This is a genomic window from Novosphingobium rhizovicinum (assembly GCF_040813635.1).
Taxonomy (GTDB): domain Bacteria; phylum Pseudomonadota; class Alphaproteobacteria; order Sphingomonadales; family Sphingomonadaceae; genus Novosphingobium; species Novosphingobium rhizovicinum.
The window spans coordinates 39,591-51,069 of record NZ_JBFNXR010000019.1 but is presented as its reverse complement, the minus strand read 5'-3'; the positions used below and the strand labels follow the sequence as shown (position 1 = coordinate 51,069).

6 protein-coding genes and 1 pseudogene are annotated in these 11,479 nt (G+C 61.6%); 2 read left to right on the top strand and 5 right to left on the bottom strand.

The annotated features are described in order from the left end of the window. Positions 1–53: 53 nt before the first annotated feature. From ABUH87_RS03065 to ABUH87_RS03050, 4 genes are all read right to left on the bottom strand, one after another. Positions 54–728 carry a hypothetical protein gene (locus ABUH87_RS03065; protein WP_367769318.1) on the bottom strand — a complete coding sequence of 225 codons (675 nt, stop codon included), beginning with the start codon at positions 726–728 and terminating at the stop codon, positions 54–56. Positions 729–868: 140 nt separating this feature from the next. Then, a complete protein-coding gene (locus ABUH87_RS03060; RefSeq protein ID WP_367769315.1) occupies positions 869–1,165 on the bottom strand; it encodes a hypothetical protein in 297 nt (98 codons plus the stop codon). After that, positions 1,162–3,951 carry a M16 family metallopeptidase gene (locus ABUH87_RS03055; RefSeq protein WP_367769312.1) on the bottom strand — a complete coding sequence of 930 codons (2,790 nt, stop codon included), beginning with the start codon at positions 3,949–3,951 and terminating at the stop codon, positions 1,162–1,164. Before ABUH87_RS03055 ends, ABUH87_RS03060 begins: the two co-directional genes overlap by 4 nt. 194 nt (positions 3,952–4,145) lie before the next feature. After that, positions 4,146–4,592 carry a nuclear transport factor 2 family protein gene (locus ABUH87_RS03050; protein WP_367769309.1) on the bottom strand — a complete coding sequence of 149 codons (447 nt, stop codon included), beginning with the start codon at positions 4,590–4,592 and terminating at the stop codon, positions 4,146–4,148. 323 nt (positions 4,593–4,915) lie between these two features. Between ABUH87_RS03050 and clpB the strand changes: the two genes are divergently transcribed. Both clpB and ABUH87_RS03040 read left to right on the top strand, forming a co-directional pair. Then, positions 4,916–7,495 (top strand): ATP-dependent chaperone ClpB, encoded by a 2,580-nt coding sequence (clpB, locus tag ABUH87_RS03045; RefSeq protein WP_367769306.1) that lies wholly within the window; start codon positions 4,916–4,918, stop codon positions 7,493–7,495. Between the two features lie 107 nt (positions 7,496–7,602). Next, positions 7,603–8,230: pseudogene (locus ABUH87_RS03040) on the top strand (2OG-Fe(II) oxygenase family protein). Positions 8,231–8,317: 87 nt separating this feature from the next. Here the strand turns inward: ABUH87_RS03040 and ABUH87_RS03035 are convergent. Beyond that, a complete protein-coding gene (locus ABUH87_RS03035; RefSeq protein ID WP_367769303.1) occupies positions 8,318–11,173 on the bottom strand; it encodes a TonB-dependent receptor domain-containing protein in 2,856 nt (951 codons plus the stop codon). Positions 11,174–11,479 lie beyond the last annotated feature (306 nt).

The following is an 11,479-nucleotide window of genomic DNA, read 5'->3' as shown; positions in this document are numbered from 1 at the left end:
ATCCGGGCCGAGGGCGCAGGGTGTCAGGCTGACGGCCTTGCGCCCTCAGTCGTTCAGAAGCCGTAACGCAGCGAGAACTGAAGGATCGGATAGATGTCATACTTGCTGACATCATCTTCGATGCTTTGTTCTTCGCGAGCCAGTGCATCCTGAAAGGCGGAGTTGGAGGCAAGCGGGCCAGAGGCCGCAAGGTTGCGGATCCGTGGTGAGCCCTGAAACAGCACGCCTGCGTCTACGCCGAACTTGAGGCCCTTGGTCAGTCCGCCACCGTAACCGATCGTCAGAGTAGGAACGAACTCATCGACGTTCACGGTGCCGGTGAGAACACCCACGTCTGCAGCGGTGTAGGGGGTGCCACCCACCCGCAGCACTTCGGCCGGGTCCGGCGTTGCGGTGAGCTCGACCTTGTTGTCATTCACGCGAAAACCGCCCGAAAGGCGAAAGCCGTTCTTGAACGGATGAACATCGACCATCGCGCCGACTGATGAGAGCTTGAGGTCGCCGTCATAGGTGATGGTGTCGCTGTCAACGGATTGGCTGATCCCGAAGAAGGTCGCGTTAGCACGCAGAGCGAGCAGGGGAGAGACGCGCAGCGCAACTTCGGGACCAATGCCGAGCGTGCCTGCGGTCACGCCCGCACTTACAGTGGAGGCCGTGTCTTGGGCGAGGGCCGGCGTGGCAGCGGTCGCGGCGAAGGCAATTGCAGCAGCAGTGAGGAAGGGTTTCATGAGGTCTCTTGTCGAAGCAGGATAGCGCGCGGGATCAGCTAGATCCCGCTCGCCATCTGTCCGGTACCCTCACGAGGCGAATAAAGGGTTAATTTGGAGCTACTTGCCTGGCGTCATCACTTGGTAAGGCTTTGCGCCGATCAGGCCCGAGAGCCTGTAAGTGGCATGGTTCCGAAGAAGCCCGCCTTTACGCCGCCTGCCATGGTGTCACCTTCTACGTCGGCATGACAGGTGAGATCGAGCGGCATCGGCTTCGTGGTCTTCATGTTCCAGGTAAGCCGGTTACCATCGACCTGGCCGCTGATCGGCATCGAACCCGGATCACCGCTCACGTCTCCGCTGAAACCACCCATGGCATCCGGTACGACCGTGACTTTGGCGAGTTGATCGCCGATCGGTGTCTTGATCCGGATGTCCCAGGTTCCTGCAACACTCATTCGTCATTTCCTTCGTTGTCTGTCTCGCCAAGAGCTGGCGCCTCGCGATATTCCACGGGCATCCCGAGCCCCTTGAGCTGTGGTTCGATGACCTTGCGGTCTCCCACGATAACGATCGTAAGCCCTTCCGGTCGCAGGTATTCGCGCGCGGCTGCTTCGATAGCGGGCGCTCCGAGCTGGCGGTACTTGCTCGCGAGGGTCTCATAGTACGCGTCAGGACGGTCGAGCAGCTCATTGGTTTCGATCGCCTGGAGTACGCTTCCGTTGGTCTGGAACGAGTTTGGCATCGCACGAATTGCGCCCTCGGTCACACGTTGGAGTTCGACCGGTGTCACCGGCGCTTCGCCGGGGAACGCCTCCATGTTGTCGAGGACGGCACGCAGGGACGCTCCGGTCTTGTCGCTCTGCACCGGGGCGAGCACCAGCAGAGTGCGTGGTCCGACGGGACGGGAGACAGCACTGTAAACGCCGTAGCTCCAGCCCTTATCTTCGCGCAGATCGCCGTTAAGGCGCGAGAGGAAGCTTCCACCCAGCACGTCGTTGGCCAGATTGAGAGCTTCGGTGCCTTCGGTTCGCCCGCTGATGGGGAGTACCCGCCCGCCGACGATGAACGATTGGGGTGAGTTCGGCCTGTTCAGCACCACGACCCGCGCCTGTGGCTGCGGTGGTGGCATGCCGAGAGCCTTCTGCGGCGCCGGCGTAGAAGGGGCCTTCCAGTCTGCGAAGGCCTTTTCCAGCAGTGGCAGCAGCTGTTCCATCGTGATGTCGCCGACAGCCGTGACGCGGGCGAGATCGGGACGAAGCCACTTACAATGAGCCGCGCGCAGGTCGTCGGGGGTAAGGCTGGCAAGGGCATCGGCGTTGCCAAGCCCGTCAGAAGGCTGCGCATAGGGGTGCTCGGCAAAGAGCAAGCCGCTGAGCGTGCGTTGGGCGAGGCTCCCCGGGGAGGCGTTCGCCTGCTGCAATGCGGTTAATTGCTGCCGCTGCACGCGAGCCACGTCTTCGGGCCTGAAGGCGGGGCGCAGGGCGATGTCCGCAAGCAGCGCCAATGATGGAGCAAGGTTCGGAGTAAGCGCAGACATCGCAATCGAACTGCGGTCGATGCTGCCGCCGGTGCTGATCGCAGCACCGAGCCGCTCCTGCTCTTCCGCAATGCGGGTGGCATCACGCGTAGTCGTGCCCTCTTCAAGCGCGGCGAGCATAAGGGCCTGCGTGCCCGGCTTGTCCTGTGCGTCGGCAGCAAAGCCGGCGTCAAAGGATAGCGAGAGAGAGACCTTGGGAATGGCGGTTCGTCGCGCGAGTGCAACGGGCATCCCGTTCGACAACGTGGCATGCTCGACATCGGGGAAGTCGAGGTCTGCAATTGTGGTTACTGGTGGAGCTGTACGGTCCGGTGCCGCAGCCGCTTGGGAAACCGATTGTTTCGGATCGGGCGAGGCGGCCTGCTTGTCGGCTTCGTCTCCCCAGCCACCCATCGTTTCACCGGTCTCGGTTCGCTCACCCGGTACGACATCAAGAGCGAAGACAGGGCGGGAGAGCCAGCGCTGGAGCGCAGCGCGGACATCTTCCGGCGTCAGCGCGGCCATGCGGGCGAGGTCTTCCTTATACTTGGCCGGGTTGTCCGAATAAAGTTCGCCCTCGGCAAGGGTCGCGCCTTTGCCCGACATGCCGCCCACAACCTCAAGGCCGCCAATCGCGCTGCTTATCGTGCGGGTAACGGCGCGGCGGACTTCGTCGGGCGTGGGCCCTTCATTCACCAGGCGGGAGATGACCTGATCGAACGCTGCTTCAGCCTCGTTCCGACCCACCCCGGGCTTGACGTCCATCATCGCCTGCAGAAAGCTGACCTGCTCGAACGTCTGGGCACCCGCAGTTACGGCCACAGCCAGTTCCTTGCCACGGACCAGCTCGTTATCGAGCCTTGAGCTGGCGAGCCCGCCAAGGATATTCAGGCCAATGGTGAGCGCCACCGAGTCGGGGTGATTGAGGCCTGGCCCGCTCCAGTTGCGCGTCAGTCGCGTGACGGGTACCCGATCCGCCATTTCCCGGGACTTCGGCGCAGGCAAGGTCACGGGGGCAGCTTCTACGGCGGGAACTTCCGGGCCCCGCGGAATGGCGCCGAACCATTTCTCCACCAAAGGACGCGCAGTTGCCGCGTCTATGTCGCCGCTGAGTGAGAGAACGACGTTGTTGGGGCCGTAGTTATCCGTGAACCACTTGCGGACGTCGGCCAAGGTCGCCGCGTCAAGATCCTCCATCGAGCCGATTGTTGCGTGCCGATAGGGGTGGCCGACGGGGAATAGACCTTCGCCGATTGCATAGTCCATGAGGCCATATGGCTGGTTGTCGCTTTGCCGCTTCTCGTTCTGGACGACCCCGCGCTGCTTATCCAACTTCTCCTGCGTAACCGCGGGCAGAAGATAGCCCATGCGGTCACTTTCCAGGAATAGAGCGAGCTCAAGGGCGCCGGTGGGTACAGTCTCGATATAGTTCGTGCGATCGTACCACGTAGTACCATTGGTCGAGGTGGACCCTGCGGCTTCGAGTGGAATGTCGAAGCTGGGAGCGTTCGCGGATCCGCCGAAGAACAGATGCTCGTAGAGGTGGGCAAAGCCGGTCTTCCCGCGCGGCTCGTGCTTTGAGCCGACACGATAATACGTCGTCACTCCGACAACGGGCGCCTTGCGGTCCGTATGGACGATAACTGTAAGGCCATTATCGAGAGTGAATTTCTCGTATGGGATGTCTACCGCTCTGACCAGTTCCTGGGGAGAGGCGGCGGTCATCAGCTCCGAGGGTGGCTGCGGAGTCGTGCCTGCATGCTGGAGTGATGGTTGGCCAGCACAAGCAGCAAGTGCCAGGGCCAGAGCGACAGAAATAAACGGCCGTTTCATGTACAGCGGTTTTGCGGGCCTCAACCTTGCTGGCAGATTAACAGGGCGCGATCTCAGAGCTTGTCGCGCCCCGTCGTCGATCACTTTTAACGGCGGAAGATCTGACCGCTGTCGAACAGCGAAATGCGCCATTCGCCCGATGCATCACGGGTGCATTCCATCTTCACGTCGGCCACTGCGAGCGGGTCACAGTACCCGTCGAACGGCGGCGTGCCGGCCTTGGCAAAGAACACCAGCAGATAACCGACCTTTGCATGGTCGGAGCCGTCAAGCGAGACCCGGAGGCTCGTGATGATATGGCGCATGACGGGCGCGTTGTCCCCCAGCTGATCTCTGCGGCCACGATAGAACTGGGCGACTGCCTCTTTGCCCTCGCGCCATTCGCCACCCACGAAGTACCGGACATCGTCGGCCAGCACACCGGACTCGAGGATCGAGAGGCCGTTGTTGATGTCGAGTTCGTCGCCCCATTCATAGATCACCTGCTTGATCGCCAGAACGTCGGCAGCCTGCTCGGGAGTGAATTTCGCCACTGTCTTCCTCATCCTCATTGTTTGTTGCGCAGCACCGGACGCTACGCGTTGAGGCATCCTGCGCCAAGCCTGTAATCGACAGCATTGTCTATTAGCTGCTCGGTGACTGATGCTTGGCGAGGTTTGGAAGGGACATGCAGCCGCCGATCCGACTTACCTTGGCAAACACGACATGCGCACCATCTTTGCAACGCTGCTCGTGGTTTGCTGTCGATCAATGTCGGACGCTCTGGTTGACGGAAAATGGATGATGGTTGGCCGCCAGGCACTTGTGTTGTATATATGCAACACTATCTTGCCGGGAACAGGAGGAAACTTCGCACATGAATCTCGAAAAGTTCACCGACCGCGCCAAGGGGTTCCTGCAGGCTGCGCAAACCACTGCTATTCGCCTTAATCATCAGCGCATCACGCCAGAGCATATTCTGAAGGCTCTGCTGGACGACAGCGAGGGCATGGCAGCCGGGCTTATCCAGCGCGCAGGTGGCAACCCACGCTTCGCCCTCGACGGCGTGAACGCTGCGCTGGAAAAGATCCCGGCGGTCAGTGGCTCCGGCGCACAGAACACGCCCGGTCTCGACAACGATTGCGTGCGCATTCTCGACCAGGCGGAGCAACTGGCGGCCAAGTCTCAGGATGCCTATGTCACGGTGGAGCGGATCCTGCTTGCCCTGACACTCGCGCAGACGACTGCCGCCGGTCAGGCGCTTGCCGCGGCAAATCTCACCGCTCCGGCGCTTGAAGCAGCCATAACCCAGCTGCGCGGGGGGCGGACCGCTGACAGTGCCTCTGCCGAAAACGCCTACGATGCGATGAAGAAGTACGCGCGCGACCTCACCGAGGCGGCCCGTTCAGGCAAGCTCGACCCCGTCATCGGTCGGGACGAGGAGATCCGCCGTACCGTGCAGATCCTGGCGCGGCGTACCAAGAACAACCCCGTTCTCATCGGCGATCCTGGCGTCGGCAAGACGGCGATCGCGGAGGGCCTCGCGTTGCGGATCGCCAACGGTGACGTGCCCGATAGCCTTAAGGACCGCACCTTGATGGCGCTCGACATGGGCAGCCTGATCGCGGGCGCAAAGTATCGCGGCGAGTTCGAGGAGCGCCTCAAGGCTGTGCTCGATGAGGTGAAGGGCGCCGAAGGGCACATCATCCTGTTTATCGATGAAATGCACACGCTGATCGGGGCGGGCGCGTCCGAAGGCTCCATGGATGCGGGCAACCTTCTGAAGCCTGCTCTGGCACGCGGCGAACTGCACTGCATCGGCGCGACCACACTCGACGAGTACCAGAAGTACGTTGAGAAGGATGCAGCCTTGCAGCGTCGTTTCCAGCCCGTGTTCGTTGACGAACCCACGGTCGAGGATACGATCTCGATCCTGCGCGGGCTGAAGGAGAAGTATGAGCTACATCACGGCGTGCGCATCACCGATGGCGCGATCGTGGCCGCTGCGACGCTGTCCAACCGCTATATCACCAACCGCTTCCTGCCGGACAAGGCCATCGACCTGATGGATGAGGCCGCCAGCCGCATCCGCATGGAAGTGGAGAGCAAGCCTGAGGAGATCGAGAAGCTCGACCGCCGTATCATCCAGCTCAAGATCGAAGAAATGGCGCTCTCGAAGGAGACCGACACGGCATCGCAGGACCGCTTGGCGAACCTGCGGGAGGAATTGGCGAACCTGGAGCAGCAGTCGAGCGAGTTGACGACGCGGTGGCAGAACGAGCGCGACAAGATCGCGGCCGAGGGCAAGATCAAGGAGCAGCTCGACGCCGCGCGGCTGGAGCTGGAACAGGCGCAGCGCAGCGGTGATCTGGGGAAGGCCGGAGAGCTCTCTTACGGCACCATCCCTGCGCTTGAGCGCCAGCTGTCAGAGGCGCAGGCCCAGGCCGGCAACGCCATGCTGCGCGAGGAAGTCACCGAGGACGACATCGCGGGCGTGGTCAGCCGCTGGACCGGGGTGCCCGTCGACAAGATGCTCGAGGGCGAGCGCGAGAAGCTCCTCAAGATGGAGGAGGTGATCGGCGCGCGCGTGATTGGACAGGAACAGGCGGTGACTGCCGTGTCTAAGGCGGTGCGGCGTGCCCGTGCCGGCTTGCAGGATCCGAACCGGCCCTTGGGCTCCTTCCTGTTCCTGGGCCCCACGGGCGTCGGCAAGACCGAGCTTACCAAGGCGCTGGCCTCCTTCCTGTTCGATGACGATAGCGCCATGGTGCGCATCGACATGAGCGAGTTCATGGAGAAGCATGCTGTCAGCCGCTTGATCGGCGCGCCTCCAGGCTATGTCGGCTATGACGAAGGCGGCGTACTGACCGAAGCGGTGCGGCGCCGGCCCTATCAGGTCGTGCTGTTCGACGAGGTCGAGAAGGCGCACCCGGACGTGTTCAACGTGCTGCTACAGGTGCTCGACGACGGGCGCCTCACGGACGGACAGGGCAGGGTGGTGGACTTCACCAACACGCTGATCATCCTGACCAGCAATCTCGGCAGCCAGTACCTTGCCAGCCTTGAGGAAGGGCAAGATGTGTCGAGCGTCGAGCCGCAGGTGATGGAGATTGTGCGCGGGCACTTCCGTCCTGAGTTCCTGAACCGGCTGGACGAGGTGATCCTCTTCCACCGCCTGGGTCAGGCGCAGATGGGGCCGATCGTCGAAATCCAGATCGGTCGTGTGCAGAAGCTGCTGAAGGACCGCAAGATCACTCTTGATCTGACGGACGCAGCAAAGCGCTGGTTGGGCCGTGTCGGCTACGACCCGGTCTATGGCGCAAGGCCGCTCAAGCGAGCCGTCCAGCGCTACCTGCAGGACCCGCTGGCCGAAAAGCTGCTAGGTGGCGAGATCCCCGATGGCACGACCGTGCACATCGACGAAGGCGACGGCATGCTTGCGATGCATATCGGGTGAGCGGCGATGGTGCGAAAGGCGGCCAGGGCCACTGCGGCTTTGCTTTGGCACCTTCGATAGACGTGGCGAACTTGCGGGCGTCGTTCGCTCGCAAGGGCCATGTTCGGATGTGGCCGTTTCTCAGTGATTCCTCGGCGGGAGCTTTGGCTGACCACCTGAGCGCGCGTGCGGATTGGGTTGAAATTCTGAATTCGGGCGAGCGCGTCTATGAGATTGGGCCCGATAGCGCTGCTTTGATGGATCAGGCACGACGCGATGCGCTTGAGAATGCCGTCCACGAGGCGGCACGGCATGGATTCCAATACCGGTACCGCGCGATTCGCGTTCCTGACGAGGGCCCGGTCGATGATCTGCTCGGGGCTTTTGTGCGCTTTATGGCAAGCAAGCCGGTCAGAGAACTTGCCCGAACGATTATCGGCGCGTCAAATATCGATTTTGCAGACGGACAGGCCACGCGGTATCAGCGTGGAGACTTCCTGACGGGACATGATGACGCGGTAGCCGGCAAGCACCGCCATGCAGCCTATGTTCTTGGGCTAACGAGGGGGTGGCGGCCTGAGTGGGGGGGGGCTTCTGTTGTTCCACAAGCAGGATAGCTCGGTGTCCGGCGTGGCGCCGCAATTCAACAGTTTGGATCTCTTTCGCGTGCCAAGCGCACACAGCGTGAGCATTGTGGCTCCCTTTGCCGATGGTGGACGCCTGTCCGTTACAGGCTGGTTTAGAAGCCGCTCATAAAAAAGAAGGGAAAGTCCGAGGACTCCCCCTTTCTCTTGTCTCGCATTTCGGATCGGCTGGCCGCTCGCGAGAGCGGCCAGCTCTTGATCAGAAGCGCATGCGCGCGTTGATGAAGTACGAACGACCCAGCACGTCATAGACGGTCGGAAGGGTGTTCGACTGCTCACCGTTACCACCGTTCTGACCGCTCGCCGTGAGAGGCGGCTGCTTGTCGAACAGGTTCGATACGCCTGCACCGAAGGTCAGGTTATCGTTCACATCGGCCGAGAAGGTCAGGTCGATGTAGTTCTGTGCGCCAATACGCTCAACGCCGTACAGCGTCGCATCGTCATCATCGTTGACCTTACCGAAGTAGCGCCACTGGACCGAGGTGGTCACGCCGGTGAAATCGAAGCCGACGCGCGCCGTGTGGCGCCACTTGGGAAGCGGCACGCCGCACTGTGCACCGAAGGCACCGGCGCATTCGATTGTGCGATCAACGCCTACGACCGGGGTGTAGTCATACTTCAGCAGACGCGAACCGTTGAAGCTCAGGAGCAGACGAACGTCCTCCGATCCGAGGACCGGACCCAAGCCCATGCCGTAGTTGGCGGTGACGTCGATACCGGAAGTCTTCAGACCACCCGAGTTGAGGTTGAACGCTTCGAAGCTCTCGATCTGACCCAGCGAGTTACGCGTGATGAGCGAGCAGTAGTCTTCGTTGAAGCTGTCAAAGCACAGCGAACCCACCGTATCGGTCGGCACCGGCGCGATGTAACCGTCGATCTTGATGTTGTAGTAATCGACCGTTGCGCTGAAGCCCGGGAGGAATGTCGGCTGGAAGACTGCACCCAAGGTGTACGTCTTCGCAGATTCTTCCAACAGGTCGGGGTTCCCGCCCGTGAAGGTGATCGGATTCACCAGGTTTGGATCGCCAAGCGCCGCTCGTGCGGCCGGATCGTCCAGAACCGAAGCTGGAACGCCCTGCGCAAGGCAGATTTCACGCAGCGTGCCCGGCGCAGCTGCAGCCGCAACGTCGCAGCCTTCTGCGTTGCCTTCGAAGCTTACGGTCTGGCCTTGGAACAGCTCGTTGACGCTCGGTCCACGGATCGCCTTCTGGTACTGACCGCGGAACGTCAGTTCCGGAATAGGAGCCAACTCAGCGCCTGCTGCCCACGTGAACACGTTGCCAGGTGCGTTGGAGTACTTCGATGCGCGAGCGGCGCCGTTCAGTTCCAGGCGGTGCACGAACTGGTCGCGCAGAAGCGGCACGCGAACCTCACCGAAGAATTCGCGGACCGTGTAGCTGCCACCAGTGGGCTGGCCGGGGTTGAAGCCCGCGACGTTGCCCGACGCGAGGAACTGGTCAGGCTCGATCGAACCGTCCTCACGGCGCCATTCGACACCGAGAGCTACGCCCACGCCGCCAGCGCCGAAGTCAACGATGTCGTTGTTGGTGATCGCAAGGCTGGCGACCTCGGTGGTGTATGTCTCAAGGTTGGTCGCGCCAATCGAGATATAGTCGATAGCGTCCTGGCTGAGGCGCTCCGGTCCAAAGATATTGGCCGGAACGCATCCGCTCGGGCTACCGGTGGGGCATCCCGCGGCAGCTGCTACGAAGCGATCGATGGCAATGTTACCTCCCTGACGCTGAGAATTCTTCGTGCGCATGTAGCTGTAGTAGCCGTCGTACGAGAAGCCGGCGCCAATATCGCCTTTGAGGCCCGTCACGATACGGAAGGCGTTACGCTCATCCGAGTTGCGACGCGGCCCGACCTGGGTGGTGCGATAGGCCCAGCTCGGTGCGGCTACGAAGCCGTCGCCGTCCGTGTCGAGCGTGGCCAGTGCAGCGCTGGTCGCCGGGGCGAGGAACGGAGATGCCACCGGTATCTGCAGAGGACCGATCACGCCGTTCCCGAAAGGCGTGCCCTGTCCGATCGGCGTCGGAGCGAGCTGCGTGTCGACACGGTTGTTCGCGAACTGTGCTTCGAAGTACGGAGTGAAGTGCTCGTTGATCTCGTAGCTGCCCATCGCGGAGATGAGGAAGCGTTCCTGCGGAACCTGAAGGTAGTTGATGGGCGAGAAGTTGTACGAGTCAGCCACCGAGTCATAGCATGACGTAGATCCGGTGGGCGAGAAATCCTGGCTGTCGCAGCCCAGGCCGGTAGCAGCGCCGAGGCCGGGGATGATCACTCGACCCTGCGGGACCGATCCTGAACCACCGCCGAGGAACGGAGGCGTACCGTTCTGACGATCGCTGAGAGCAAAGCGCGAGAAGCTGCGGTCGCCCGCAAAAGTGGGCTTACGCTTGGTATATTGCGCAAAGAGAGTGACGTTGCCTCGGCCATCATCGAAGTTGGAGCCGATTACACCATTGATGTCCCAGATCTGACCGTCACCACGCTCGGTCAGGTTGTAGCTGCTGTTGAGCTCAACACCCGAGAAATCGCGCTTCAGGACAAAGTTGACTACGCCGGCGATCGCATCCGAACCGTACACAGCCGATTGGCCGCCGGTAACAACGTCAACACGCTCGATCAGAGCGCTGGGGATCGTGTTAAGGTCGACAGTCTGATTGACGTCGAACGACATGTAGCGTCGGCCATCAACCAATACCAGCGTGCGCTGTGAACCAAGCGAGCGCAGGTTAACCGTCGCGACGCCACCGCCAGGATTGTTAGAGGTGGAGGACTGAGTTGCCGTGATCTGCGGGAAGTCGTTGAGGACGTTCTCGATGTTGGCCGATCCAGCCTGGAGCTGAATTTCCTGCTCGCTCACAACCGACAGAGGGCTGGTCGCAACCAGCTCGGGGCGCGCCAGACGCGAGCCAGTGACGACGATCACGTCGCCTGCTTCGCCTGTCGATGCGTCCTGCGCAAAAGCTGCGCCGGACATCAGCGTAGCTGCCAGCATAGCTGGTGCAACGCTGGCACGTAGTAGTGCCTTGTTGGAGAATGTAGTCACGTTTCCAGTTCCCTTGCTCTGGAGCTGGGCAGATTACCTGCCACGAGCTTTGCCCTCTGGAGAAAACCTGTTCATGAACAGAGCCCCTCTCTCGGATGGCGGGAGGTTGCGCGGGGGGGGCGCTGCTGTAAAGCAGCCGGAGAGCCACTGTGGCGCTTTTCCATTTAAGCTGTAGCAAAAGCGCAACATCATGCGGCTTCCTCCGATTGGGGAACCGGCTAGCGCAGATGCGCTGATTGCGGCATCAAAGCAGCAGCAGGTAAAATTCGAATTACCAGAAGGCTGCCTTTATGACGCGAAGTTACT